General features: G+C 42.4%; 23 protein-coding genes and 1 other annotated feature. Of the genes, 4 read left to right on the top strand and 19 right to left on the bottom strand.

Going from position 1 to position 26,349, the window contains the following annotated elements; genetic code table 11:
* Window positions 1–49 precede the first annotated feature (49 nt).
* The 3 genes from aspS to CUU66_RS23995 form a co-directional block, all read right to left on the bottom strand.
* Window positions 50–1,825, bottom strand: coding sequence for an aspartate--tRNA ligase (aspS, locus tag CUU66_RS04860; protein WP_101640552.1), 1,776 nt, complete (start codon window positions 1,823–1,825; stop codon window positions 50–52).
* Window positions 1,826–1,840: 15 nt separating this feature from the next.
* Window positions 1,841–3,112, bottom strand: coding sequence for a histidine--tRNA ligase (gene hisS, locus CUU66_RS04855; protein ID WP_101640551.1), 1,272 nt, complete (start codon window positions 3,110–3,112; stop codon window positions 1,841–1,843).
* 102 nt (window positions 3,113–3,214) lie between these two features.
* Window positions 3,215–3,449: a binding site (T-box leader), on the bottom strand.
* 64 nt (window positions 3,450–3,513) lie between these two features.
* Window positions 3,514–3,690 (bottom strand): hypothetical protein, encoded by a 177-nt coding sequence (locus CUU66_RS23995; RefSeq protein ID WP_180955157.1) that lies wholly within the window; start codon window positions 3,688–3,690, stop codon window positions 3,514–3,516.
* A gap of 160 nt (window positions 3,691–3,850) precedes the next feature.
* Between CUU66_RS23995 and CUU66_RS04850 the strand changes: the two genes are divergently transcribed.
* Window positions 3,851–5,650, top strand: a complete 1,800-nt coding sequence (locus tag CUU66_RS04850; protein WP_101640550.1) for an SH3 domain-containing protein — start codon at window positions 3,851–3,853, stop codon at window positions 5,648–5,650.
* A gap of 241 nt (window positions 5,651–5,891) precedes the next feature.
* Here CUU66_RS04850 and dtd read toward each other — a convergent pair whose 3' ends face one another.
* The 7 genes from dtd to CUU66_RS04815 all read right to left on the bottom strand — a co-directional run bounded on the left by dtd (window position 5,892) and on the right by CUU66_RS04815 (window position 15,905).
* Window positions 5,892–6,338: a D-aminoacyl-tRNA deacylase gene (dtd, locus tag CUU66_RS04845; protein WP_101640549.1), complete on the bottom strand. Its 447-nt coding sequence runs from the start codon at window positions 6,336–6,338 to the stop codon at window positions 5,892–5,894.
* Between the two features lie 21 nt (window positions 6,339–6,359).
* Window positions 6,360–8,555: a RelA/SpoT family protein gene (locus CUU66_RS04840; RefSeq protein WP_101640548.1), complete on the bottom strand. Its 2,196-nt coding sequence runs from the start codon at window positions 8,553–8,555 to the stop codon at window positions 6,360–6,362.
* A gap of 270 nt (window positions 8,556–8,825) precedes the next feature.
* On the bottom strand, window positions 8,826–9,338 hold the full coding sequence (locus tag CUU66_RS04835) for an adenine phosphoribosyltransferase (RefSeq protein ID WP_101640547.1): 513 nt from the start codon (window positions 9,336–9,338) through the stop codon (window positions 8,826–8,828).
* A complete protein-coding gene (gene recJ / locus CUU66_RS04830; protein WP_101640546.1) occupies window positions 9,329–11,692 on the bottom strand; it encodes a single-stranded-DNA-specific exonuclease RecJ in 2,364 nt (787 codons plus the stop codon). Before recJ ends, CUU66_RS04835 begins: the two co-directional genes overlap by 10 nt.
* A 66-nt stretch (window positions 11,693–11,758) precedes the next feature.
* Window positions 11,759–12,076: a LapA family protein gene (locus CUU66_RS04825; RefSeq protein WP_101640545.1), complete on the bottom strand. Its 318-nt coding sequence runs from the start codon at window positions 12,074–12,076 to the stop codon at window positions 11,759–11,761.
* A 1,050-nt stretch (window positions 12,077–13,126) separates the two neighbouring features.
* Window positions 13,127–15,382 carry a protein translocase subunit SecDF gene (gene secDF, locus CUU66_RS04820; RefSeq protein WP_101640544.1) on the bottom strand — a complete coding sequence of 752 codons (2,256 nt, stop codon included), beginning with the start codon at window positions 15,380–15,382 and terminating at the stop codon, window positions 13,127–13,129.
* Between the two features lie 223 nt (window positions 15,383–15,605).
* On the bottom strand, window positions 15,606–15,905 hold the full coding sequence (locus CUU66_RS04815) for a post-transcriptional regulator (protein ID WP_101640543.1): 300 nt from the start codon (window positions 15,903–15,905) through the stop codon (window positions 15,606–15,608).
* A 182-nt stretch (window positions 15,906–16,087) separates the two neighbouring features.
* Here CUU66_RS04815 and spoVB point away from each other — a divergent pair, with 182 nt between their 5' ends.
* Window positions 16,088–17,650 carry a stage V sporulation protein B gene (gene spoVB, locus CUU66_RS04810; RefSeq protein WP_101640665.1) on the top strand — a complete coding sequence of 521 codons (1,563 nt, stop codon included), beginning with the start codon at window positions 16,088–16,090 and terminating at the stop codon, window positions 17,648–17,650.
* A gap of 119 nt (window positions 17,651–17,769) precedes the next feature.
* A complete protein-coding gene (locus CUU66_RS04805) occupies window positions 17,770–18,150 on the top strand; it encodes a TIGR04086 family membrane protein (RefSeq protein WP_101640542.1) in 381 nt (126 codons plus the stop codon).
* Between the two features lie 137 nt (window positions 18,151–18,287).
* Here CUU66_RS04805 and yajC read toward each other — a convergent pair whose 3' ends face one another.
* From yajC to CUU66_RS04775, 6 genes are all read right to left on the bottom strand, one after another.
* Window positions 18,288–18,578, bottom strand: coding sequence for a preprotein translocase subunit YajC (yajC, locus tag CUU66_RS04800; protein ID WP_101640541.1), 291 nt, complete (start codon window positions 18,576–18,578; stop codon window positions 18,288–18,290).
* Window positions 18,579–18,605: 27 nt separating this feature from the next.
* Window positions 18,606–19,745 carry a tRNA guanosine(34) transglycosylase Tgt gene (tgt, locus tag CUU66_RS04795; RefSeq protein WP_101640540.1) on the bottom strand — a complete coding sequence of 380 codons (1,140 nt, stop codon included), beginning with the start codon at window positions 19,743–19,745 and terminating at the stop codon, window positions 18,606–18,608.
* Between the two features lie 34 nt (window positions 19,746–19,779).
* Window positions 19,780–20,808, bottom strand: coding sequence for a tRNA preQ1(34) S-adenosylmethionine ribosyltransferase-isomerase QueA (queA, locus tag CUU66_RS04790; RefSeq protein ID WP_101640664.1), 1,029 nt, complete (start codon window positions 20,806–20,808; stop codon window positions 19,780–19,782).
* A 275-nt stretch (window positions 20,809–21,083) separates the two neighbouring features.
* On the bottom strand, window positions 21,084–22,085 hold the full coding sequence (gene ruvB / locus CUU66_RS04785; protein ID WP_101640539.1) for a Holliday junction branch migration DNA helicase RuvB: 1,002 nt from the start codon (window positions 22,083–22,085) through the stop codon (window positions 21,084–21,086).
* 12 nt (window positions 22,086–22,097) lie between these two features.
* Window positions 22,098–22,709 carry a Holliday junction branch migration protein RuvA gene (ruvA, locus tag CUU66_RS04780; RefSeq protein WP_101640538.1) on the bottom strand — a complete coding sequence of 204 codons (612 nt, stop codon included), beginning with the start codon at window positions 22,707–22,709 and terminating at the stop codon, window positions 22,098–22,100.
* Between the two features lie 227 nt (window positions 22,710–22,936).
* Window positions 22,937–23,476: an intercompartmental signaling factor BofC gene (locus tag CUU66_RS04775; protein ID WP_257967900.1), complete on the bottom strand. Its 540-nt coding sequence runs from the start codon at window positions 23,474–23,476 to the stop codon at window positions 22,937–22,939.
* Between the two features lie 147 nt (window positions 23,477–23,623).
* Here CUU66_RS04775 and CUU66_RS04770 point away from each other — a divergent pair, with 147 nt between their 5' ends.
* Window positions 23,624–24,280: an SIMPL domain-containing protein gene (locus CUU66_RS04770; protein ID WP_101640537.1), complete on the top strand. Its 657-nt coding sequence runs from the start codon at window positions 23,624–23,626 to the stop codon at window positions 24,278–24,280.
* A gap of 41 nt (window positions 24,281–24,321) precedes the next feature.
* On the opposite strand, the gene CUU66_RS04765 is transcribed toward CUU66_RS04770, so the two are convergent.
* The 3 genes from CUU66_RS04765 to CUU66_RS23990 all read right to left on the bottom strand — a co-directional run.
* Window positions 24,322–24,987, bottom strand: coding sequence for a YhcN/YlaJ family sporulation lipoprotein (locus tag CUU66_RS04765; protein WP_101640536.1), 666 nt, complete (start codon window positions 24,985–24,987; stop codon window positions 24,322–24,324).
* Window positions 24,988–25,066: 79 nt separating this feature from the next.
* Complete coding sequence (locus tag CUU66_RS04760; protein WP_180955156.1) at window positions 25,067–26,056, bottom strand: phosphotransferase; 990 nt, start codon at window positions 26,054–26,056, stop codon at window positions 25,067–25,069.
* The coding region (locus CUU66_RS23990; RefSeq protein ID WP_374702972.1) for a hypothetical protein at window positions 26,046–26,349 on the bottom strand (304 nt) is incomplete at its 5' end. The genes CUU66_RS23990 and CUU66_RS04760, both read right to left, overlap by 11 nt.

The raw sequence follows: 26,349 nt of genomic DNA, 5'->3' as shown, positions 1-26,349 counted from the left end.
AATTCTAACACAGAGAACACTATTGTTTCAACAAAAGTGAAATAGGACTTTATTCGCTTTTTTCTGTTTTCAAAGCAAGGTGAAGCTCGTCCAGCTGTACTTTGCTTACTTCCCCAGGCGCCTGTGTTAACAGGTCGCTTGCGCTGGCTGTTTTCGGGAAGGCAATGGTATCTCTCAGGTTCGTTCTGCCGGCAAGAAGCATGACCAGGCGATCCAAGCCAAGAGCAATTCCGCCGTGTGGAGGTGTACCGTAATCGAAAGCGTCTAGCAGGAAGCCAAACTGCTCTTTTGCTGATTCTTGGGTAAAGCCAAGAGTTTCGAACATTTGCATTTGAATATCTCTCTCAAATATACGGATAGACCCTCCGCCTAATTCATAACCATTCAATACAAGGTCGTAAGCCTGTGCTTTCACGCTGCCCGGATCTGTAACCAGTTTATCGAGGTCCTCACGGAAAGGCATGGTGAATGGATGATGTGCAGCGAAATAACGCCCGGATTCTTCGTCATATTCAAGCAGCGGCCAATCTGTCACCCAGAGGAAATTAAATTGTTTTTCATCAATAAGGTTTAACTCTTTCCCTAGCTTCAATCGGAGCGCCCCAAGAGAGTCGGCAACCACATTCTTTTTATCAGCAACAAAGAGTAAGAGATCTCCTGTTTCTACTGAAAGTGCTTCTTTAAGGTGAGATTGTTCTTCTTCACCAAAGAATTTAGCTATTGGCCCTTTTAAGCCGTCTTCTTCAGCTTTAAGCCAGGCAAGCCCCTTTGCTCCGTAGATCGCTGCATACTCGCCCAGTGCATCTATATCTTTTCTGGAATATTTTGAAGCTGCTGACTTTGCATTAATCGCCTTTACTTCCCCCCCGGAAGCAACAGCACCTGAGAACACTTTAAAGCCGCTGTCCTTTACAAGATCAGATACATTTACCAGCTTCATTTCGAATCTTGTATCTGGCTTGTCTGACCCGTATGAACCCATAGCTTCCTCATAAGTCATGCGCGGAAGCGGAAGCGTTAGCTCGGTACCTTTTACTTCTTTCATCACTTTACTCATCATTTTTTCCGTGAGTTCGATGATGTCTTCCTGGCTCATGAAGCTTGTTTCAATATCGATTTGCGTAAATTCCGGCTGTCTGTCAGCGCGCAGATCTTCATCACGGAAACAGCGGGCGATTTGATAATAGCGTTCAAAGCCGGCTGCCATCAGCATCTGTTTAAAAAGCTGCGGAGATTGTGGGAGAGCATAGAATTCCCCGTCATGAACACGGCTTGGCACAAGGTAATCACGGGCACCTTCAGGAGTGCTTTTTGTAAGGATCGGTGTTTCTACATCCAAGAACCCTTCACTATCCAGGAAACCCCGGATTGCCTTCGTCGTCTGATGGCGCATCTTAAATGTTTCATACATAGCCGGACGGCGAAGATCTAAATAGCGGTACTTAAGGCGTACATCCTCGGAAACATCCGTACTATCTGAAATAATAAACGGAGGGGTTTTCGCCTCGTTTAATATAGTTACGCTTTCGGCCTGCACTTCAATTTTGCCAGTTTTTACGTTGGGATTGATGGTACCCTCTTCCCGGGCAACCACAGTCCCTTGAATATCAAGAACATATTCGTTTCTGATCCGTTCTGCTGTATCTAATGCATCCTTTGAATGTCCCGGGTTAAATACAACCTGGACAATTCCCGTACGGTCACGAAGATCGATGAAAATAAGTCCGCCCAAATCACGTCTTTTTTGAACCCAGCCTTTAAGTGTTACTTTTTCGCCGATGGCTTTTTCTGTTACTTCTCCACAGAAATATGATCTTCCAAACATTTCTTTTTTTCCTCCTTATGCCTGCAGTCTGCGGAATTCATCCACAAATGAATCAAGGCTGATTGCAGTCTGTTCTCCGGTTGCCATATTTTTCACACTAATTTTCTTTTCTTTGAGTTCGTCATCACCTAGGACTGCCACGAATTTAGCATTTAGGCGGTCTGCAGCTTTAAATTGCGCTTTGACTTTTCGATCCTGATAATCACGGTCGGCAGAATATCCCTGTAAACGGAGTGCTTGAGCCAGTTTGACTGTATAATCCTTTGCTGCATCTCCCAAAGCGACAAAATAGCAGTCAAGCTGGGTTTCAACCGGCAATGTTACGTTTTCTGCTGCTAGTGCCGAAATTAATCGTTCAATACTTAATCCAAAGCCGATTCCAGGAGTTTCGGGACCTCCCAATTCCTCAACTAATCCATTATATCTGCCGCCCCCGCAGAGAGTAGTTATTGCGCCGAATCCCTCAGCATCACTCATAATCTCAAAGGCAGTGTGATTATAATAATCAAGTCCTCGAACAAGGGTTGGATCTACCACAAATTCTATTTCCAGGTCGGATAAGTATTGTTTCACTTTCTCGAAATAAGCGGAGGACTCATTATTTAAATACTCCAGAATAGATGGAGCGGTTTTCATAAGCTCATGTTCTCTATCCTTTTTGCAATCCAGAATCCTCATTGGATTTTTCTCAAGCCGATTTTGGCAGTCTGAGCAGAATTCACTAATTCTTGGTGAAAAGTGAGACATGAGTGCATCACGGTGTGCCGTCCTGCTTTCCTTATCTCCCAGGCTGTTTATTACAAGTTTTATTTTCCGGAGTCCCAATTCTTTATATAGATTCATAACAAGTGAAATCACTTCTGCATCTATGGCCGGATCTGAACTTCCGAGCGCTTCCACACCAAATTGAACAAACTGGCGGTATCTTCCGGCCTGCGGTCGCTCATAACGGAACATCTGGGCAAAGTAGAACAATTTCACCGGTTGATTTGGAAGACCGAACATTTTATTTTCAACATAAGAACGAACCACGGGTGCTGTGCCTTCCGGGCGAAGCGTCAGGTCCCTTCCTCCCCGGTCCTGAAAGGTATACATTTCTTTTTGTACAATATCAGTGGTGTCCCCTACCCCACGTAAAAACAGTTCAGTATGCTCGAATAGAGGAGTACGGATTTCTGAATATTGATATCTTCTGCTTAAGTCTCTTGCTTTACTTTCGATATACTGCCAAATCTCGGACTGGCCTGGCAGAATATCCTGTGTACCTCTAGGTATCTGAATGGACATATAACCGTTCCTTTCTTTTTGTATCCAAGTATAAGTGCTGGATTAACAACAATAAGGGAGGCTCGACAAAAATAAAAAACTCCCATCCCCTGTAAATAAATTACAAGGGACGAGAGTTTGGAATTCCCGTGGTGCCACCCTGGTTGAAGCCATTTCTACGCTTCCACTTTTAACAGTTAACGCCTGTATACGTTCATCTCCTACTAAGGATTATCTTTTCAGAGCGAAGCCTAAGGAGTGTTCTTTCATCAAGCCATCAGTAGAAATGCTTTCAGCCTAAGGCATTCCCTCTCTTGTCATCCGGTTCTTAATTACTCTTCTCCATCATTGGTTTTGCAGTAAATATGTATTTTCATATATTTAATAATAATACGTACCGAGTTTTACATTGTCAAGGAAATTCAAGATCTTTCTATTCGTTTTTTCAACTGTTTGACTTCTCTCATATTCAATCCGAACTCAGAAGCCAGCTCAACCATAGAGGAGCTTTCCTCTCGTTGAATAAAGTCATGAAAGTCTACGCCGAAAATCTGGCTGGAGCCATTTGCACTCATCGTTCCTTTATCACTAAACCTCAATGGAAATCCCCCTTTATTTTTTCACAGTTTATCTCTTACTATCTTGTCCGATTCTTTGAGAATTTATTTGCCATTTTAGGAGGTTTTTTTTCGTTGCTTACCGAATTTCATTACTTAACTGAACTATAATCAGTTAGCTCAGGGTAAGGTGGAATGATTCATGAAAAAAACGATAATCCTTTGTCTTATACCTATCCTCCTGCTCATAACAGCCGGCGTTTTTCCTGCTGAACTGAAAGCGAGGACTGACAGGGGAAAAATACAGGTTATCACCGATGTACTAAACGTTCGGGCTGATCCCGATTTAAACGCTCCAATCGTTTCAGAAATTTCTTATGGGGAGAACTATTCGATTACAGCTGAACAAGGTGATTGGATTCAAATTTCCCTGGGGAACAGCAGCGGCTGGGTAGCCGGATGGCTGGTCAGCAGGAACAAAAAAACGGAGAGCAGTGAATCTTTATCCTCATTGAAGGAGTCAGAACTGCCTGCTTCTGTGACAGCTGTTGTATCAGCAGATACACTAAGAATACGAAATGGACCTGGAAAACAGTTTCAAGTAATCGGCAGCCTTACAGAAGGAAAAGAAGCCGAAATTCTCGAAAAGAATGAAAATTGGGTTAAGATTCAAACGGACGAGATCATAGGCTGGGCGGCAGCGGAATTTCTAACAAAAAGCGAAGCTGACGAAAAGGAAAAAAAGCCAAAGACGAAGAAGACGAAGAAGGCTAATTTGAAAATTGCAGTGGTTAGAGCTGATCAGGTAAATGTCAGGGAAACTCCTAGTAAAGACGGCAGCATTCTTGGCAAGGTGAATAAAGGTACAAGCTTGCCGATTGAAGGGAATGACGGTGACTGGATCAAGGTCAATTATCAAAGGGGAACAGGCTGGATACATTCAGCATTTGCGGAGGTTAACTCATTCGCTGACACTGACAGCCCCACTTCCAATGAGTCCCAGGACACGATTGCTACCATTACGGCAGAACGCCTGGTTATCAGAGATACGCCATCATTAAATGGGAAGGTGGTTGATACCGCTGCCAATGGTAATCAATATACCATTTTAGATGAAAAAAACAGCTGGGTAAAAATTCGATTACAGCCAGGAAAAACCGGGTGGGCTGCTGGATGGTATATAGAAAAAAATTCTAGTAATGAACAGCAATCAGCTAAAAAGGTAATCAAGGGAAACAAAATTAAAATTTTATATAACGGAACAAGTTTAAGAGAAAAAGCAGATGCAAATTCTAATGTGATTAAAAGAGCAGAGGAAGGAGAGATATACACAGCTCTTTCCATAAAGAATGATTGGTATCAAATCAAACGGAACAACAGTCAAACAGCATGGGTTGCCGGCTGGATGGTTTCTATTGACGGCTTCGGTCCTCAAGTGAAAAAGCCGGGTGCAGACCTACATTTAAAGAACAAAACGATCATTATAGATCCAGGACATGGCGGCAGAGACAATGGGACCACAGGATTAAAAGGGAACCTTGAAAAAAACATTACTCTCCGGACAGCATCTTTATTGTACGACAAACTAAAGGCGGCAGGAGCAAATGCCATTCTCACAAGAAGCACCGATACATACATATCCTTAGAATCTAGAGTAAGTATATCTCACCGTTACAGTGCCGATGCGTTTATAAGTATCCATTACGACGGATCTCCCGAAGATAACGCAAACGGATTTACCTCTTATTATCTTCATGGCTATCAAGAAACCCTGGCCCAAGAGCTGCATTATTCTCTCAGTCAGTATGTGAAGCTGAAGGACAGGGGAGTAAGAGAAGGTGATTATCATGTTCTGAGGGAAAACAAAAGATCAGCAGCGCTATTGGAACTGGGCTATCTAAGCAACCCTGCGGAAGAAGAGACCATCGTCAGCGGCAGGTACCAGGAGGCAGCTGCGACTGGCATATTTAATGGACTGGCCCATTATTTTAAGGATGAATAAGCGTGCTGGCTGCAGCCGGTCGAGTCAGGTGAGACCCCGCTAGTGAAGAGGAGGAGGCTCACCGCCCCGCGGAAAGCGAGCATGCCTTGCGCTCCAATCAACCTCTTTTTCAGGTAGCAGCCGAGTTTGCAAAAACAGCCTATTTCAAAGACTAAGAGAAATGGTGTCCTATTACTTTTTCGGGATGGACTCTTCACCATACGAAAAGCCAGGTCCCCTAAAGAACCTGGCCTTACACAATCTATCTTTCTTTACTATCAACAATCAATGTTACCGGGCCGTCGTTGACCAGGCTCACTTCCATCATTGCTCCGAATTCACCTGTTTCGACTGTAAAACCATTTTCCCGAAGCTTCGCGTTAAACTTCTCATATAACCTATTTGCGGTATCAGGTTTTGCCGCAGCCATGAAGTTTGGCCTTCTGCCTTTACGGCAGTCTCCATATAAAGTGAACTGTGAAACAGAAAGAATCGAACCTCCCGCATCGTTGAGGGAAAGATTCATCTTTTCATTCTCATCCTCAAAAATACGGAGATTTCCGATCTTTTCTGCAAGATAGACTGCGTCCTCCTCTGTATCGTCGTGAGTAACCCCGACAAGGAGGACCAGGCCTCTATCTATTTGGCCGATTATCCTGTCATTTACTTTGACAGACGCTTTTCCGGAACGCTGTAAAACGACTCTCATACATCTCTTCCTTCTTCATCTTTAATTCATAATTCTTCGAACGGCATAAATGTCGTGAATTTGTTTGATTCTTTCGACAACCCTCTGCAGATGATTCACATTGTTTATGGAAATGGACATATGGATGGTAGCCACTTTATTCCGGTCTGATTTGCCAGACACTGCAGATATATTGGTCTTAGTTTCATTTACTGCCTGCAAGACCTCATTCAATAAACCGCTTCTATCATAGCCGTTTATCTCAATATCCACATTGTACTCTTTGTGGTCATTCAGGCCGCCTTCCCATTCAACTGGTATTAAGCGGTCTTCCGCTTCTTCACTCTGAAGATTTGTACAGTCGGATCGATGGACTGAAACTCCTCTTCCCTTTGTAATGAAGCCGACAATATCGTCTCCAGGTACAGGGTTGCAGCATCTGGACAGACGGATTAAAAGATTATCAATATCACGGACCCTGACACCGGATTCCTTTTTCCTGTAATTAGGGAACGTTTTAAGATCAGCTACTGATTCTTTAATGGTTGTTTCCTGTTCTTTCTCTTTTTGTTTGCGCCATTTTTCAGTAAGGCGGTTTGCGATCTGAGCGGCAGTTATGCCGTTATACCCTACTGCAGCATACATATCTTCCTCATTAGAGAAATTAAACTTGTCAGCAACTCTTCTAATATTGTCTTGTGTCAAAATTTCTTTCAAATCAAAATCCATATTGCGGATTTCTTTTTCTACTAGCTCTTTTCCTTTTTCAAGGTTTTCATCTCGTCTTTGTTTCTTAAAGAACTGACGGATTTTGTTCTTGGCCTGGGAGGTCTGGGCAAGCTTAAGCCAATCCTGGCTCGGTCCATATGAATGCTTAGAAGTTAAAATTTCAATGATGTCCCCTGTTTTAAGCTTATAATCAAGAGTGACCATCTTCCCATTGACCTTCGCACCAATCGTTTTATTCCCGATTTCCGAGTGAATTCTGTAGGAGAAATCAATTGGAACGGACCCTGAAGGAAGCTCTATAACATCTCCTTTAGGGGTGAATACATAAACCATATCGGAAAATAAATCGATTTTCAGGCCTTCCATGAATTCCTCTGCATTCGTTGCATCATTCTGGAATTCCAGGATTTCTCGGAACCAGCTTAGTTTATTGCCAAGCTGTGAAGGTGAATCTGCTTTTTTGTCTTCCTTGTATGCCCAGTGGGCAGCGATCCCGAATTCCGCTATACGGTGCATTTCTGTTGTACGGATCTGGACTTCAAGAGGGTCTCCCTTAGGCCCTATGACAGTTCTGTGAAGCGATTGATACATGTTGGGTTTGGGCATGGCAATATAGTCTTTGAAACGGCCGGGCATTGGCTTCCAGCATGTGTGGATAATCCCGAGTACTGCATAGCAGTCTTTAATATTGTTCACAACAATCCGGACTGCCAGCAGATCATAAATCTCACTAAACTGCTTATTCTGCAGGGCCATTTTACGATATATACTGTATATATACTTCGGCCGGCCTGAAATTTCAGCATGGATATTTACATCCGTTACCTGGGACCGCACTTCTTCTATAACGTCATCGAGATATTCTTCACGCTCAGCGCGTTTTTTCTTCATTAAATTAACAATCCGGTAATATTGCTGAGGATTCAAATATCGTAATGCGGTGTCTTCAAGCTCCCATTTAACTTTTGAAATCCCCAGACGGTGTGCCAGCGGAGCAAATATTTCAAGTGTTTCATTGGAGATCCGGCGCTGCTTTTCCAGCGGCAGATGTTTAAGGGTCCGCATATTATGCAGCCTGTCTGCAAGTTTAATCAGGATCACTCTAATGTCCTGGGCCATTGCTACAAACATTTTCCTGTGGTTTTCTGCCTGTTGTTCTTCCTGGGACTTATATTTAATTTTCCCCAGCTTCGTAACTCCGTCAACCAGCATGGCTGTTTCTTTGCCAAAGGCTGCTTTAAGGTCATCTAAAGTTACCTCTGTATCCTCCACCACATCATGCAAAAAACCGGCAGCTATAGTAGACGCATCCATTTGCAAATCTGCTAAAATGCCTGCTACTTGTACCGGATGGATAATGTATGGTTCACCTGATTTACGGAATTGGGTTTTATGAGCGTTTTCAGCGTATCTAAAGGCTTTTTCCAAAAATTCGACATCTTCAGCGCCTAGGTATTCCTTTGCTTTCTGAATTACCTGATCTGCACTTAATATTTGTTCATTTGCCATTCAATCACCTTTTTATATATAAGAATTATCCGCACAAAGATAAGTTGTAGTATATTCCATTTCGAAAATCTGGTTTGAATTTATTTTTTCTGATTGTAACTATTATCAAAGTAAAAGTTCAATCTGTAAAGGGGAAATAACCGGTTTTGCCATTCTTCTCATAATTTCCCTGTCAAATTCGGACATTTTTTGACCAATAAGTGTATATCTTATCATTTTAACAGAAAAGGCACTCTATTTGCTAATAGAGTGCCTTTACATTTTTTGTAATTAATATGTCATAAGAGTTAAAATATCATAGTCGTTTAACTTGTTTCTTCCATCAAGGTAAGAAAGTTCAATAAGGAAAGCTATTCCAGCTACAACGCCGCCAAGCTCCTCTACCAATTTAATCGTAGCTTCAATAGTACCTCCAGTTGCCAGGAGATCATCCGTAATCAAAACACGCTGTCCAGGCTTGATTGCATCTTTATGAATAGTGAGTACGTCTTTTCCATATTCAAGGCCATACTGCATTTTAATGGTTTCGCGAGGCAGCTTTCCTTCTTTTCTCACAGGAGCAAAGCCAACTCCCATCGCATAAGCCACCGGACACCCGATGATAAAGCCCCTAGCTTCAGGACCCACTACTACATCGATCTGCCTTTCCCGGGCATACTCCACGATCTGGTCTGTTGCGTACTTGTACGCTTCGCCATTATCCATAAGAGTAGTTATATCTTTAAACTTAATTCCTGGTTTTGGCCAATCTGGAACGATTGTAATATATTGCTTTAAATCCATTGTTTATGATCCTCCTCAAGGACTGCGGTTTCTTCTATTAATTGATTAAACTTATCATATAATTCACGGTAAGAGGAATAAAGCAATTCCTGTTCTAATTCAAATTGCTCCTGCTTTTGGCGATATGTATCTGAATCGCTCAATTCCCGTTTATTCACATTCTTATTTAGTGTAATCAATCCATTGTCTATTCTAACAAATTCTAATTCAAAAAACACCTGTGACATAAATTCAACGGTTGCTTTCGTCCAGCCTCTGTATTTTGCCAATTGATCGCCATGTGTTTTCAAATCGAATGTTCCTCTTTTAGAGAGGAATGCATAATACCATTTAAAATGCTCCCTGGTCGGCCTGGTGCTGAAAAAATGGCTCTGCTCTTGGTGGAAATGTGCATAAATCCGTTCCGGCCGGCGGCCCTTTAGTAATTTTTCAAGAACGGCACTGCTTTTCGGCATATCAAATAGAACGATGTTTTTGCCATCCAGGAATTCCATGTTATCATGGCTCCCATCAAAAAGAACCGTCTTGTTCTTTAAATCCTCATTAAAACTGTCTAATGTATTCTCATTAAACACAATAACATGTAATGTGCTCTCGGGAATATGGGAAAGCCATTTAGAAGCTGGGCGGACTCCCCGGCAGTCAAACAGCTGCCACTCGGATACAGACAGATCAGCCAGAAAAATCTGGGGCTTTCTGACATTATTCCACTCATTGATGGAAAGCTCCCCGATTACCGATACCCTGGAATACGGAGAAATATGATCATAGTGGACCCCGAGTCCAAAGCCTACTCCGTCCAGTGCCGCAGACCCATTATCAAGGATAATTTTAAGATGGCTTTGATCGGCGCCAATTTTTTTTATAGAATTCATTGGAACTGATTCAATTAATATACGCGGTTTTGGATTGCCCATTCCAAAAGGTGCGAGCATCTGCAATTCCTCAATCGCGGGAAGCGTGATTTCTTCTAGTGTAATCCTGCTGTCGAGCTTTGTGATCGGAGTGAAATCCTCTTCCGACAGCTGTTCACCCGCCAGCTTATTCAGCCTTGTTCTTAGTTCTTCCACGTCACCAAGCGCGAGTGTCATTCCTGCAGCCATTGGATGGCCTCCAAAATGGGGAAGGATGTCGCGGCACTTAGATAAATTAGCAAACAAGTCAAAGCCTTCGATGCTTCTTGCAGATCCCTTGGCAATACCTTTCTCTTGATCAAAACTCAGAACGATCGCAGGCCGGTAAAATTTATCTACAAGCTTCGAAGCTACTATTCCGACGATTCCCGGATTCCATCCTTCTTTTCCAATCACAAGAATTCCATTGCTTTCAGGCGGATAGTATTCTTCGACTTCCCGGACTGCCTGCTCAACAGTCTCGCTCACAATTTTCTGCCGTTCTTTATTCATCGCATCTATTTCAGCAGCAAGGGACTCAGCCTCTCCACTGTCATCCGACAGCAGCAGCTCCACTGCAGGGTATGCACTGTCAAGCCTGCCAGCTGCATTGATTCTAGGTGCAAGACCAAAGCCGATTGATTCTTCATTAATCTCACTTTGTTTAATATTAGCCTTCTTGAACATCGCCAGGAATCCTGGCCGGTTTGTTTGTCTCAGCTTTTGGATACCTTTCGCTGCAATCAGCCTGTTCTCTCCAAAAAGCGGAACCAGATCGGCAATTGTTCCGATAGAAGCAATATCTAAGAGCTCTTCAGGAAGCTCTCCCTTCAGGGCATGGGCCAATTTAAAGGCTACCCCGACTCCCGCCAGATCCTTAAAGGGATAATTGCTTCCCGGGAGCTTCGGATGAATAATAGCCAGAGCAGCCGGAAGCTCGGCCCCCGGCTCATGATGGTCTGTAATAATATAATCAACGCCTGCATTCTGTAAAAATTCAGCTTCCTTCACTGCAGAAATACCTGTATCCACAGTGATTATCAGCCTGAAGCCTTTATTTACAGCTTGTTCAAATGCAGGGATGTTAGGTCCGTACCCTTCAGTAAATCTATTTGGAATGTAATAATCTACATCGGCGCCCATTTGTTTCAATGTAATCATCAAAACAGAAGTACTGCTGACACCGTCTGCATCGTAGTCACCAAAAATTAATATCTTTTCCTTATTAGCTATCGCGCTATGTATTCGATCGACAGCCTGTCCCATATCATCAAAGAGAAATGGATCGTGAAAGGGTTCTTCGCTATTAAATAAAAAAGACCGTGCAGATTCAGTATTTGTTAACCCACGGTTCACCAGTAATTTTGCAACTAGAGGTGTTATATTTAACTGCTGAATTAGTCCATTAATAATCTCGCTGTCTGTTTCATTTACGATCCAGCGAGTTTTTGATTTAAGCATACCATTCACCCCTTAACCTTCCTTATTATACAAAAGTGGCTAAGGGGTTTCAATGTGTATTAGAATTCAGGGTCTATCCAATGTTTGGTCACCCTGCACATCTGTTTCCATCGAACGTTCTGCGAGCTCAATCTGAACTTCTTTTTCATCCCTGTCTCTCTTTAGTTTTCTAATATCCCTTCTCAAAGAAAATACTTTAAGAAGGCCCAGGCATCCCACGATAACTCCCCCCATCAATGCTGAACCTAGGATCACAACAATAAGAGGAAGCTTCGAGGTGCCGGCGAAATAGTCGACCGTGACGTTTTCAATATTTATAGCAGCAAAGGCAGACACAAGCAAAGCAAAGGCTAAAGCTATTATGAACATCCATTGTACCTTCATATTAATTCCCCCTTTACAAGCAGTATGACTATGAATTCATTTTCCCTAATTCCGATAGATAAAACTCTTGGAACAAGAAAAGCCGGACAAGGGGCCTCTTTAAAAAAAACTTTGCAAAAACAAGAAATGCAAATGATTATTAGAGCCTGCCTGTCTACCTAGAAAAGCGGATAATTGATAAAAGAGGCTTGATGACTGGGTGGCAGTTCGCTGCTGAGAACGAGATGAGCGGGGAATGTGTTAATAATTTTTAGGTATATACAATACTAGAATGGCTGACACAGTTAAAGAAGACTTGCTGACTGGAGCAAGGCAGTTGGAGATCTCCCCCAGGCTGACTGGGTGGCAGTTTGCAGCTGGCAGCGATATGCGGAGAAAGGTGTGAAGGATGATTTTACCCTTCACTTATAAAAGGCAAACACCGTAAAAAAGACTTGCTGGCTGACGAAGGACTTGCGTAGACAGAAGAATAGACGTATTTACCAAGTTCACCCACGACACGTGGCAATTGGCTGGCTTGTACAGTCTCTGCGGTCGTGCAGCATAAAACTTGGAGTTCTTTTCATAAGAAAAAGGAGTTTTTTTGAGAAGAATTATAATTTTTTCTCATTTTTTTTATTCTGCAGTTCAATAGGCATTTATAAAGAGGTGGTTTTGGCGGGGTTTGGAGGTGTTTTACAACGAATATCGGATAAGCCGATGGGGTTATGCTTATGTTTCAGTATTTTATGATTAGGTTTTTGGCAGTTATGCTTATGTTTTCCTTCTTTATGCTTATGTTATTTAGTTTTATGCTTATCCTGCCGAATTGTATGCTTATCTTATCAAGCATATGCTTTTCAAATGGGATTTATGCTTATCTTATCGAGTATATGCTTTTAAAATAGGATTTATGTTTATCCCATATGTTTCATGCCTGCTCCATATTGTAATGCCTTATCCACAAGCTTAGTTTACCCTTTAGGGTAATTCCTCATCAAGCAACTTTTATGCTTATCAAGTAATAAAAAAACCTGCAGACTGATTTCTCAATCTGCAGGTTTCGTATGATTATACTTGTGGTTCAGAGCTGCTCTTTTTCTTTTCTACATAAGTGATAAGACTGCCTTTTTCTTTAATTTCCTTTTCTTTAAGGTCAAGCCAGATCTGGGAAGCAATAAATAGGGATGAATAAACTCCGCAAAGCAAGCCCAATAGTAACGCGAAAGAGAAATTGAACAGCGTTCCGCTTCCAAAGAACAAGAGGGCAATGACAGGAATGATTACCATTAATACAGTGTTAACTGAACGTCCAAACGTCTGTCTTAAGCTCAGGTTAACAATGTCTTCAAGTTCTTTGATGTCTTTAATTTTTCTTTTCTTCTTCATATTTTCTCTTATCCGGTCAAAAGTAACAATCGTATCATTTATAGAATACCCGACGATCGTCAATACAGCAGCGATAAAGGTGATATCTACTTCCATACGCAATAGACTGAAGACCGTAATGATAAAGAAAGCATCATGCAATAGGGCCAGAACGGCTGGGAAGGCCATCTTCCATTCATAGCGCAGGGTCACGTAAATAATGATTCCTGCAGATGCAATTAACAATGCATAAATGGCATTTTTAGCTAATTCCCTTCCAATTGTTGGTGATACCGTGCTTATAGCTGGCTCAGAACCATATTTGTCTTCAAAGTGGTCTTTCACTTTGGAGATTTCTTCCTTAGTCAGGACATCCTGCAATCTGGCTACAGCTGTGGTGTTATTATTTCCGGATAAAATGACGTCATCTGTTTCAAAATCAAGGCTCTTAAACTCCTCCTCGATTTCAGTCGCAGTCAGACTTTTATCTGCCGGGATTTCAATCCGGGTTCCATTTGTAAAATCGATTGCAAGATTCAGCTTAAACACCAAGAGGAACACAATCCCGATCACCGTTATAGCTGCCGAGAAGATATAGAATTTTTTACGATGTTTCACAAAGTCAATTCTATCAAATCTGGTTGGCATGCTGAATGGATCACCAGAGTCTTTCAGATCATGAATGTCTTTCTTTCTAACTCCAAACCAGCCGGCTTTTTTATTTAAGAATCCGCTTTGCACCCATAATCCAAGCAATATTCTAGAGAAGAATACATTGGTAATGAAGCTTATAAGGATTGCAATGATTAACATTGTGGCAAAACCTCTGACAGAGCTTGTCCCAAAAACAAAAAGGACTCCGGCTGCCAGCAAGGTGGTTAAATTGGCATCAAGAATGGTGATAAAGGAATGCTTATTACCAGCTGCGAATGCTGATTTAATCGTCCTTCCTATCTTGATTTCATCTTTGATCCGTTCATAGGTGATGATGTTGGTATCAACTGCGATCCCGACTCCAAGCACTAATGCCGCAAGACCCGGAAGCGTCAATACACCATTCATTAACTGGAATACAAGTAGTGTCAGGTAAATGTAAGCAGCAAGTGTTATGACCGCAAGCACGCCCGGGAAACGGTAATATGCCATCATGAATAAGAATATTGCTGCTATTCCGATTATCCCTGCTTCAATTGTCTTATGTAGCGCTTCTTCACCAAACTTGGCACCAACTGAAGTTGAATACTTTTCATCCAATTCAACAGGAAGTGCACCTGCATTAAGAAGATTGGCAAGCTCAGTGGCTTCTTCCATTTTGAAGTTACCTGTGATGAACACCGTATTTTGATCAATGACTTTTGTAACGGAAGGCGCAGAAATCATGTTATCATGCGTATCCGTTTTCTGGAATGAATCTTTGCCTTCTTCAAAATCAAGCCAGATTGCCAAGACATTGGTAGGCGCCGGCATCCCAGAAATGGTTTTTGTGATTTCTCCAAACTTATTTGCATCCTTTAGGGTTACTTCAACAGCGGGAGTATTTTCATAGAAAGACTGCTTCGCTCCGTTTGCTTTCAGATCCGCCCCGCTCAGCATAACCTTATCATTGAAGTCACGGAAAGTGAGTTTAGCCTGTGTGGACAGGATTTCCCTTGCTTTATCCTGGTCTTTTACACCTGCCAGCTGTACACGGATGCGGTCTTTTCCTTCAATTTGGATATTAGGTTCACTCACACCTAATACATTGACACGCTTTTCGAGTGCACTGGCGGTGCTTTTCAGCGTAGCCTCTGTTACTTTCTTGCCTTTCTCAGGCTTTACCTGGTATAAAACCTCAAAGCCGCCCTGTAGGTCTAAACCTAGATTTATCTTTTTTAATATCCCATTTGATGTGGTTCCTATAGTTGCCAGTAATGCAAGCAACAAGATAAAAAAGGCAACGATTCTAGCTCTTTTTACCATTATGCTTTTTGCCCCCTCTTTACTTTCTAAAAAATAGTACTTACCTATAAGTTTTTCACAATAACCCCGCATCACTCCTAACATTTAAGTGTATCTCATTATCAAGAAACCTGGCATGTGCCAGGCATATTATTCTTGGAATATGTGGCAGGAAAAACCATACAAAGACCATTATGAGTTAATTTAAAAGCACTGTCAATTTGGTTTTTCGCGCGCCTATCGTTTAGAATAGCAGCTCTTTCAATTCCTTCTTCCCTTCTTCACTAAACCAGGTAGGCTGTTTAAACGCCTCAATTGTCGTGAAATTCATATATTCCCCTACACCCAAGGAAAGGATGTCCTCCACAACTTCAAACAAGTATACTTCTTCCTTAGGTCGTTTCCACTTTTTCTTTGTTAAAAATAACCACAGTTCTTCTTCTTTTACATCTCCGTAGCCAAGCAGGGAAAACTCATCCAGTTTACATTGCAGTGCGGGCTGTACTTTTTCTCTAAAATGCTGGTATGGATGCACATTCGTCATAGGAAACGCCCCAATCGTTTAGTATTCACCTTGTAAAACATCATTACGAACTGCCGGTCTTTAAGAGAAAGAGAGCTCTGCTGCTTTATCTTTTTCCTTTGGACATGTCATGCTTTGTCCACCTGCCTGCATATAGTTAATTGTATATGAAATCACTATTTTTGAGAAGGCAGGGATTCATGTTGTCAAAGTTTCTAAAAGGAACCATGATTCTTTTGGCCGCTGGCTTAGTTACAAGAATTCTAGGATTTATAAATAGAATTGTTGTCGCTCGTTCTATAGGTGAAGAAGGTGTAGGCCTATTCATGATGGCATTTCCGTCTTTGATCCTTGTAATATCCATAATTCAGCTGGGCTTGCCAGTCGCAATTTCGAAATGTGTTGCCGAAGCATTATCCAAACAGGATGAGAAGAAGGTAAAGAAAATATTGGTTGTTTCATTAAGTACAACCGTAGGCTTATCCATAATTTTCACACCGCTCCTCCTATTATTAGCTCCTTTGCTTTCAGACTACTTGTTTACGGATTCAAGAATTGTATATCCACTCTTGGCCATGACTCCTATTATACCAATAGTGGCCATTTCCTCTGTATTAAGAGGGTACTTTCAGGGCCGGCAGAATATGAAGCCTGCCGCTTATTCCCAGGTTCTTGAGCAGATAGTCCGAATTTCGCTTGTTGCTTTTCTGACTGCTAAATTCCTTCCATACGGTGTAGAATATGCAGCTGCGGCGGCTATGTTTGCTAATGTGGTCGGTGAATTAATATCATTGTTTTACCTATTGACCATGTTCAAGCTTAAGAAGCATTTCAAATTCCGAAAAAATTTCTTTCAATCTGTTAAATCCGGGAAAAGCACGTTCGGGGAGCTGATGGAGGTTGCCTTACCGACGACCGGAGGAAGGCTGATAGGGTCACTTTCCTGGTTTGTCGAACCAATTGTCGTCGCACAAAGCCTTGCAATTGCTGGAGTAGCCTCTTCCCTGGCAACCAAGCAATATGGGGAATTGACCGGTTTTGCACTGCCGCTGTTAATGCTGCCTTCCTTTGTTACCTATTCTTTATCAACCTCGCTGGTACCGGCCATCAGTGAAGCCAATTATATGGGCAACACCAGGCTGGTGGAACACCGCCTTCAGCAGGCTCTACGGTTTTCGTTTATTACAGGAGCACTTTCAGCATTGGTTTTATATATCCTGGCTGATCCGCTGATGGAGGCACTATACGGAACATCCCATGCTGCAGTATTCATTAAATTTCTTGCTCCCTTTTTTATCTTTTCCTATTACCAGGCGCCCCTGCAGGCAACTCTTCAGGCTCTTAACTTAGCTAAAGCGGCCATGTACAACAGTCTGATCGGGGCAATTTTGAAAACGGCTGTGATTTTCATTTTTGCTTCTCAGGAGCAGTTTGGCATCATGGGTGCAGCAGCAGGAATAGCAGTCAGTACAGTCCTGGTAACGATGCTTCATTACGCAACCATCATGAAGAAGATCAATATGAGCATTCATATCCGCCCCTACTTATTTACCTTTTTGATTATGGTTCCGGCCGGGTTCATCGGACACTATAGCTATTATCAGTTACTGTCAGGAATGGATTCTAATCTAAAGCTAATTGCTACAATTCTGATTATCACAATCCTTTTTGTAAGCCTGACTTTTCTCTTTAAATTAATCAGCAAGGAAGAAGCCAGAAGAATCCCTTTATTCGGAAGGCTGCTGCTTATTGTTTTTTTTAGATAGGATTTTTTGACCTTACCTTGTTCTACATATTCACATCGGGGAATATGCTTGTACTGACATATAGAAAGTAAAAATTGTACGCGTATAAAGATATATACTATAAAAGGAGTGGAATCCAGATGGAATCAAGGAAAATGGGGAGTGCAGTATTATATGGCGTTGGTTCTATTTTCATATTAGCGATTCTTTCAAGTTTTATTTTTTCTATTTTGCTTCGCTTCACATCCATGACAGAGTCTTCCCTGACGTACCCCATAATGATCATGTCATTTATCTCTATGTTTGCGGGCGGTTTTATCAGCGGAGGAAAAGGTAAAAAACAGGGATGGCTGCTGGGCGGCGGAACCGGTCTTGCCTACGCAGTTGTGGTCCTTCTCTTTCAATATCTTGGACATGATACTCTGTTTACTCTCAAACAGCTGATCTATTACATTTGCTTTATCATCACTTCGATGATGGGTGCAATACTCGGGGTGAATCTAAGCAGCGGTTCTGATTAAAAAAAAAGCGGCTACCCTTACGGGATTGCCGCTTTTCTTGTGGACCAGCTCCAGGCTGCCTGCCTTATGATTAGTTGTTACCTTGCTATCACTTATCCATTCAGCAGCAAAAGTAGTGCCAGGCTGGATCTCTTTACTTATTTTTCTAGAGAAACATTCTTCTCTTGAGCTTTTTCCGTTACTTCACGGACAGCAGCCCTATCGTATGTAAGTCTGCTTCCGTCACCGCAGCGGATGATCATTTTGTTTTCATCAAGAGAATCCACGATTCCGTGAAGCCCTCCGATGGTAACAATTTTATCTCCTTTTGCTAAACCGCCTTGCATACTCTGTACGGCTTTTTGACGTTTTTGCTGAGGACGGATTAATAAAAAGTAAAACAAAACAAACATTAGCAGCAATGGTATAAGTGATCCTAATGAACCCATGATATTTCCTCCCTTCTATCTCAATAATTAAAAGTTTTTAGCATCAGGCTTATTAAATCCATAACGCTCGAAAAATTCTTCTCTGAAGTCTCCAAGGCGGTCTTCCCTGATAGCCTGTCTGACTTGCTCCATTAAGTTTACCAGAAAGTGAAGGTTATGGTAAGTCGTTAAACGAATTCCAAGCGTTTCTTCACAACGGATCAGATGGCGGATATATGCCCTTGAATAATTCTGGCAAACATGACAGCTGCAATTTTCATCCAGCGGCCCGAAATCTCTGGCATATTTAGCATTTTTTATTACTACACGGCCATTGCTTGTCATTAATGTGCCGTTTCTGGCAATCCGCGTAGGAAGCACACAGTCAAACATATCAATTCCTCTGATCGCACCATCGATCAATGAGTCAGGAGAACCTACACCCATTAAATATCTTGGTTTATCAGCTGGCAATAACGGTGTTGTAAATTCGAGAACTCGGTTCATGACATCCTTTGGTTCGCCGACAGAAAGGCCGCCAACCGCATATCCAGGAAAATCCAGTGAAGTCAGGTCCTTAGCACTCATTTTCCTTAAGTCTTCATATTCCCCGCCCTGTACGATTCCGAATAAGCCCTGATCCTGCGGGCGGTTATGGGCATTCAGGCAGCGTTCTGCCCAGCGTGATGTCCGTTCAACCGACTTCTTCATATATTCATGCGTGGCTGGGAATGGCGGACATTCATCGAATGCCATCATGATATCCGATCCAAGGTCATTTTGAATGTGCATTGCTTTTTCAGGCGAAAGAAAAAGTTTATCTCCATTCAAATGATTTCTGAAGTGGACTCCTTCTTCTTCAATCTTACGGAATTCACTTAGTGAGAAAACCTGGAAACCGCCTGAGTCGGTTAATATGGCTTTATCCCAATTCATGAATTTGTGCAGTCCGCCTGCTTCCCTTACAATATCATTTCCGGGTCTTAACCAGAGATGATATGTGTTGCTGAGAATGATTCCTGCACCCATAGCCGTTAACTCTTCAGGCGACATGGTTTTAACGGTAGCTAATGTTCCCACAGGCATAAATACCGGTGTTTCAAATGAACCATGCGGGGTGTGTACAATACCCAGACGGGCACCGGTCTGTTTACATGTTTTAATATGTTCGTATCTTATCGGATTCAAGTGGTGTATCTCCTTCCAAAGGGATGCATGTTTATCAGCGGATAAACATGGCATCTCCAAAACTAAAGAAGCGGTATCTCTCTTCTACCGCTGTATTATAGGCATGCAATATATGGTCTCTCCCGGCAAGCGCACTCACCAGCATGATAAGAGTCGATTTTGGCAGGTGGAAATTAGTAATCATCCCATCTATTGCTTTAAACTCATACCCTGGATAAATAAAAATATTCGTCCAGCCGCTCTCTTCTTTAAAAACTCCCCCATTCTTTGCTGCAATGGATTCTAGAGTCCTTGTAGAAGTTGTGCCTACAGTAATGATTCTATTTCCCTCTTGCTTTACTTGATTTAAAAGGCGGGCGGTACCTTCAGTCATAATGTAATATTCAGAGTGCATTTCGTGTTCATCAATATCCTCCACACTGACTGGCCTGAATGTACCGAGACCAACATGCAGAGTTATGAAAGCGATATGAACTCCCATTTCCTGAATTTCAGCCAGTAATTCCTCTGTAAAATGCAAGCCTGCTGTCGGAGCCGCAGCAGATCCTCTTTCTCTGGCATAGACGGTTTGATACCGGTCTTGATCTTCCAGCTGTTCTTTTATGTATGGAGGGAGCGGCATCTGGCCCAACTCCTCCAGTACTTCATAAAAAATGCCTTCATAGTGGAAATTCAGGATCCTTCCACCATGCTCACCTACATCCTCACAGACTGCCCTTAACTGGCCGTCTCCAAATAGGATTTCCGTTCCTTCTTTGATCCGTTTAGCAGGTTTAACAAGTGCCTCCCACTTATTACCTTCCTGCTGTTTCAAAAGCAAAACCTCAATTTTAGCGCCGGTATCCGTCTTGATTCCGAATAATCTTGCTGGAAGCACCTTCGTATCATTCAAGACCAAGACATCACCAGGTGTTAGGTAATTCTTGATATTTTTAAAAATTTCGTGGTTAATTTCGCCGGTTTCCTTATCCAGCACCATCAATCTGCTTTCCGCTCTTTGTTCAAGCGGTGTCTGTGCAATCAATTCCTCCGGTAAGTGGAAATCAAATAAATCTACTTTCATGTTTACAACTCCGTTCTTCAAAGCTGCTCTTTCATCTGAAACGAAAGAAATATACATATAAACTAACTAAACTGACTATACATGATCCTTCTTCTGGTCAATATACAGCTGGCACGCACTCGCTGTCCGCTAAGTTTCGCACTTTCCGCCATCAACATTAGGCAAAAACCACAATGGACTTTAATGTAGCCTTTAACAAGATAATATATCTCGGTTCACTCTGTCATTATTTTAAAGAAGATAATTCCTGTGTGTGCAATAGTCCGCATGGTAAATCATTGCGATGGAACCTCTATATTAAAATGCTCGTATACAAGATGGGTGGCGATCCGCCCGCGGGGAGTCCGCTGCAAAAATCCGATTTGCAGTAAATAAGGTTCATATACGTCCTCAATGGTATGCGATTCTTCACCGATGGTAGCTGATATGGTATCCAGGCCGACCGGGCCGCCGCGGAAGCGTTCAATAATCCCTTTAAGTAATTTATGGTCAATATGGTCTAATCCTAAACGGTCCACCTGCATTAATTCAAGGGCATGGTCTGCAAGAGCAACCGTGACAAAGCCGTCTCCCTTTACCTGCGCAAAATCACGGACCCGCCGGAGAAGCCGGTTGGCGATTCTAGGTGTCCCTCTTGACCTTCTGGCAATCTCGTCTGCCGCCTCGCCAGCAATATCTGTATCCAGTATTTCTGCCGTCCTGATTACTATTTGTTTCAGCTGTTCTACTGTATAATATTCCAGCCTGCTAAGTACACCGAAACGATCCCGGAGAGGAGCCGACAGAGAACCAGCGCGTGTAGTGGCTCCTACCAGAGTAAAAGGCGGAAGGTCAATTCTTACAGACCTTGCCGATGGCCCTTTCCCGATGACAATATCGAGGCAGAAATCTTCCATGGCGGGATAGAGCACTTCTTCAACAGTTCTCGGCAGTCTATGAATCTCATCAATGAACAGAACATCTCCAGGCTGCAAGGCGCTTAATATGGCTGCCAGGTCGCCGGGCCTCTCAATCGCCGGGCCGGAAGTGGTCCGTAAATTGACTCCCATTTCATTCGCAATAATTGCCGCGAGTGTCGTCTTCCCAAGCCCAGGCGGCCCATATAAAAGAACATGATCCAGCGTTTCTTCACGGATTTTGGCAGCTTCAATGAACACTTCAAGATTAGACTTTACTTTCTCCTGTCCAATGTACTGCTTGAGATTCTGAGGACGCAGACTTAATTCATAGGATAATTCAGTGAGGTCAGCTTCTTGTTTAACAATACGATCCTCCATGCCGATTCCCCCCTATTTCAGCAGAGTCTTTAACGCTCGTTTGATATACTCTTCGGTAGACAGATTCTCTTTGCTGAGCTCTTTTGCAGCTTTCTGTGTTTCCTTGTCCGAATATCCCAAGGCCTTTAAGGCCAGCAGCGCTTCTTCAAGCTCTTCCGAAAAACTCCCTGTTGAGAAAGATTGGCTGCCTTCATTGAACAGATTAGGAAAGAATTCCGGAACGATATGTTCAAGCTTCCCTTTCAGATCCAGAATCATCTGACGGGCCGTTTTTTTGCCCACACCCGGAAATTTCACCAGGAACTTCTCATCTTCATTTTCTATCGCCTGGACAACCTGCTCTACCTGACCGGAAGCAAGGATCGCCAGCGCACCTTTTGGCCCGATTCCTGTAACGTTCAAAAGCTTTGTGAATAAAGCCTTTTCTTCGCGGGAACCAAAGCCGTAAAGTGCCGCAATATCTTCTCTTACATAATGATAAATATAGACAGTGACGCTCTCATTCCCTTTTTTCGTAAAAACAAAAGGATTAGGTGTCATGATTTGATACCCGATTCCATTATTCTCAATAACTATGTATTCCGGTCCGACATAATCGACCGTACCTTTTATAAAATCGTACAAATACGTTCGCTCCTCTGATTTGCTGTACATCATTTTACCATACAATTCAGAAGAAGTTTATAAAAAGATAGTCAACCCATGAACATTTGTTCGATATGAACATAAGCCAAAAGGAGAAATCGATCCAGGTCAAAGAAATGGATTTGGTCAAGAATGGTGAAAAATGGGGGGATTTAAAGTCAGCACCATAATCTGCAATATCAATAAAGGCTGCCCGCCAGCAGCCCTTATTTTGTATACATTTTGAACGTTTCCAGCACGTCATTGTAATGTTTTTTGTCAGATATCTTAATCCCATCATACAGTTTTTTCTGGGTCCTGCCTTCAAGCTTCTTTATATCAAGCTGGAAAAAGGATTGGATAATATGAGACTCGCTGGGTCTGCCGTTGAATATGGTTAATGTACCATCATCACTTAAACCGAAATAGCCATTGGTTTTTAACAGTGGAGAGATGTCATTTATTTCTTTTTGGAAGACGATCTTCTTATCATTTTGGGAAATCAGCTGCCAGCCTGTGTACTGAGCCCGAAAGTCCTCCATGGACCAAATCGTTTCCATAATTGATTCTTCACTGATATCCCCGTCCACATAGACACGCTGTAAAATAACTTCCTTCTCAACTGGCTTGCCGCTGTTATGCTTTGAAATCAATGTTGTGGAATCATTGGTCCCTGAAGATATCTCACGAATGGCTGCAGCCGAGACTGCTTGTGAAGAGCTCATCATGATAAAAAAGCAGCTTACGATAATGGTATATATTTTCACCTTAGATCACCTTTATACATAGGACTTTTATGAGTATCTTGCCCCTCATTTCAAAATATATCCATTAAGTTGACTTACACTTAATTTGAATCTCCTTTCCGGTCAGTACATATATTGATTACTAATACCAGGAGAGGAGGGGATGTCATGCAGACTCGCGTTAAAAGAGAAAAGCATCCTTCTATAAGAGTGTACGGAATAGGCGCTGTTATGGTTCAGCCGGATAAGGCTTCTATAACTGTAGGAGTTATTACAGAAGGAAATTCAGCAGCAGCAGTTCAAGCTGAAAATGCAGCGAAAATATCTGCGGTTATTGCTGCCATTATTAAAAACGGGGTACAGAGGGATCAAATACAAACTAGTGAATATAAAATGGATATCCTCTATGACTTTGCGGAAGGAAAACAAGTCTTCAAGGGCTACAGAGTAACTCATCTGCTTAGGGTTTCGAATCTCAGGACAGAGCTTGCCGGGACCGTTATTGATGCTGCGGCAGCCAATGGAGCCAATTTTTTTTCAAACGTTACCTTCCAAGTTTCTCAATCTTCGGTTCATTACCAAAGAGCTCTTACACTTGCTGTGCAGGATGCGCAAAATAAAGCATCATCGATCGCTAAGTCAGTTCATGCAAAAATCATATTGGAACCATTTGAAATCATTGAACTGACAGACAATGAACCCCAGCCTCGAGTACTCGGCCTTCAGTCTGCTGCCGTAGCAGCCACATCTATCGAACCGGGCCAAACACAGATTGCTGCTAGAGTATCAGCTCTCTTTCGCTACTCAGGATCACTTCAGCCCTAAACATAAAGAGCAAGGCCGCTTAAGCTTTGCTCTTACCCACGTTATTGACTGGATCGGTTTGGGATATTCCGGAATAAATCTTTCAGATCCGAATCAACCATACTTCTTGGTCCACCATCCCTTAATTCATTGTCAAGGGTATCAATACGATTATACGTCCCAGGGTCTGTCACAACGGTAACCGCTTTTCCTTCAGCTGAATACTGCAAGGATTTTTCCAGCTCTTTGCTGGTTTTATCTTTATTTGAATTTTTAAACAGAATAACAGCAACAATAACTCTGTCCTGATAAACAGCTGCTCTTGCAGTACTTACATTATGATTTTGAATCGCTGCTCTTTCCAGTCTTTCTGTCAGTTTCCCTTCATAAGCAGTGTAGTAAGACGAACGGACATCCATGCCCCCTCCCTGCTTATTATTTCTCCCCAGATGCTCGTGGTAATTTTGATCCCTTCTACTGTGTCCATCTCCCTGATAGACGGCATTGTCCGTATGAGAAGGGTAATCTTGCTCATCTCGATCTCGTTTGCCTGTTCCTCCAAACAAAAGCCGGGGCACAATTCCATCCCTGCTATTGGTAACAAAGTCTCTTTCTGTATTATAAACTGGATGATTTCCGGCAGCCCCATACTCCGTTTCATTTTTTCCGCATGCGCTGAGGAGCAATAAAACTGAAGCTGCTGCTGAAAAGCATTTTATCTTACTCAACTAAAAAACCTCCTCTATAGACACCGAGCGAAATGCTCACTTTTAGTATCTATAAAAAAGGCAAATTTAGTACAGCATTTCAACGTTTCCCTGTCATATGAGCGATCCTTTCCATAAGGTGCTCCTGAAATTTAATTCTGTTGTCAAACCCTTCCACGGTCAGTTTCCATACTGAGTGTATATGTGACTGGCTGGCAAGAAGGTTCTCCCTCACTAGCCTGTTCCATTCCCTGAATATGTCTGAAGGAAAGCCTAATCCGTATAAAAAGGCAGGATTATTTTTTAGATTTCTAAAAGCCGGATATGACCATAACTCTTTATAAGAGTAGTTGATCGATGGAAGAATTCGGTTGGCAAATTGCAGATAGTCGATGATAGGCGGTGCCTTGGAGATCAAATCCCAGTCAATCAGATAGACTTCCCCGGTTTGAACCCGTAAAAAGTTGTGGTAAGCTACATCTCCATGTGTGATCACATCAGGTTCTTGATATAAGTGAATTTCGTGTTCCTTAGCACCTTTGATAGCCCATTTGCCCCACATGATCGCTTGGTTTATAACCTGCTCTGGAACATACTGGGCAACAATATGTGAAACACTCTCAAACTCTTCAAGTCTCTGCTTCCATTTCGCAATTTGATTATACTTCGGGATGGGATAGTAAAACCGCTGGTCATTCATTATTTTTCCAGTTGCCCGGTGGAGTTCTCCCAGCACCCTCAAGCCTTCTGCCCGGTTCTTCCTTGTATTGAAACGGAATTCCTCTTTATGAGGCTTCAAATATTCAATAAACCCATAATAATAACCCTTATGTTCGAAAGGCTGGATATCAAATAAAAATTTATAGGTCTTATAGAAGCCGTATTGCCTAAGAAGTTTAGTTAGTGCTTTTTGTGTTTCATATTTTCTAAAGCTTGAAAACCCTTTAAAAAAATAAATCCTTCTTTGAGTTTGAATCTTATACACGTTTTCACGAATTTTGTTTATCTTTTTCACGTCAAATCCGTGATCCTTTAAATAAGCAAGGAGACGAGTGCGGAAGGCACTGTCTCCTTTAGGCTTAGCGCTCATGGTCCGCACTTTCATCAGCATATTTTGAAGAACTAAAGGGCTTTTGCTGAATGAATGGACTGAGCTGGGAAAAATCAGCTGCCCCCAAAGAGGGCGGATGCCCAGGCTGTGCACCCCTGCTTCCCTGCGTATCAGGAGGACTCATTACATTTTCAACTGGAATTCCCTGCTGTACTGATGGCTGCTGCATACCATAAATCGGCTGTCCCTGCCCACCATAACCTTGGGATCCATATCCCGCTGGGTCCTGGCCACCAAAGCGTTGTGTTCCATATCCCGACTGGCCCTGGCCA

The sequence above is a fragment of the Peribacillus deserti genome, from assembly GCF_002863585.1.
GTDB classification, from domain to species: Bacteria; Bacillota; Bacilli; order Bacillales; family DSM-1321; genus Paraperibacillus; species Paraperibacillus deserti_A.
Note: the sequence above shows the minus strand (reverse complement) of the source record. Positions and strands in the feature narration are given on the sequence as shown.

What these genes read in the sequence shown, in the direction of transcription:
- aspS (WP_101640552.1), bottom strand. Translation starts at nt 1,825, where the DNA reads ATGTTTGGAAGATCATATTTCTGTGGAGAAGTAACAGAAAAAGCCATC.
- hisS (WP_101640551.1), bottom strand. Translation starts at nt 3,112, where the DNA reads ATGTCCATTCAGATACCTAGAGGTACACAGGATATTCTGCCAGGCCAG.
- CUU66_RS04850 (WP_101640550.1), top strand. Translation starts at nt 3,851, where the DNA reads ATGAAAAAAACGATAATCCTTTGTCTTATACCTATCCTCCTGCTCATA.
- dtd (WP_101640549.1), bottom strand. Translation starts at nt 6,338, where the DNA reads ATGAGAGTCGTTTTACAGCGTTCCGGAAAAGCGTCTGTCAAAGTAAAT.
- CUU66_RS04840 (WP_101640548.1), bottom strand. Translation starts at nt 8,555, where the DNA reads ATGGCAAATGAACAAATATTAAGTGCAGATCAGGTAATTCAGAAAGCA.
- CUU66_RS04835 (WP_101640547.1), bottom strand. Translation starts at nt 9,338, where the DNA reads ATGGATTTAAAGCAATATATTACAATCGTTCCAGATTGGCCAAAACCA.
- recJ (WP_101640546.1), bottom strand. Translation starts at nt 11,692, where the DNA reads ATGCTTAAATCAAAAACTCGCTGGATCGTAAATGAAACAGACAGCGAG.
- CUU66_RS04825 (WP_101640545.1), bottom strand. Translation starts at nt 12,076, where the DNA reads ATGAAGGTACAATGGATGTTCATAATAGCTTTAGCCTTTGCTTTGCTT.
- secDF (WP_101640544.1), bottom strand. Translation starts at nt 15,382, where the DNA reads ATGGTAAAAAGAGCTAGAATCGTTGCCTTTTTTATCTTGTTGCTTGCA.
- CUU66_RS04815 (WP_101640543.1), bottom strand. Translation starts at nt 15,905, where the DNA reads ATGACGAATGTGCATCCATACCAGCATTTTAGAGAAAAAGTACAGCCC.
- CUU66_RS04805 (WP_101640542.1), top strand. Translation starts at nt 17,770, where the DNA reads ATGGAATCAAGGAAAATGGGGAGTGCAGTATTATATGGCGTTGGTTCT.
- yajC (WP_101640541.1), bottom strand. Translation starts at nt 18,578, where the DNA reads ATGGGTTCATTAGGATCACTTATACCATTGCTGCTAATGTTTGTTTTG.
- queA (WP_101640664.1), bottom strand. Translation starts at nt 20,808, where the DNA reads ATGAAAGTAGATTTATTTGATTTCCACTTACCGGAGGAATTGATTGCA.
- ruvB (WP_101640539.1), bottom strand. Translation starts at nt 22,085, where the DNA reads ATGGAGGATCGTATTGTTAAACAAGAAGCTGACCTCACTGAATTATCC.
- CUU66_RS04770 (WP_101640537.1), top strand. Translation starts at nt 23,624, where the DNA reads ATGCAGACTCGCGTTAAAAGAGAAAAGCATCCTTCTATAAGAGTGTAC.
- CUU66_RS04760 (WP_180955156.1), bottom strand. Translation starts at nt 26,056, where the DNA reads ATGAGCGCTAAGCCTAAAGGAGACAGTGCCTTCCGCACTCGTCTCCTT.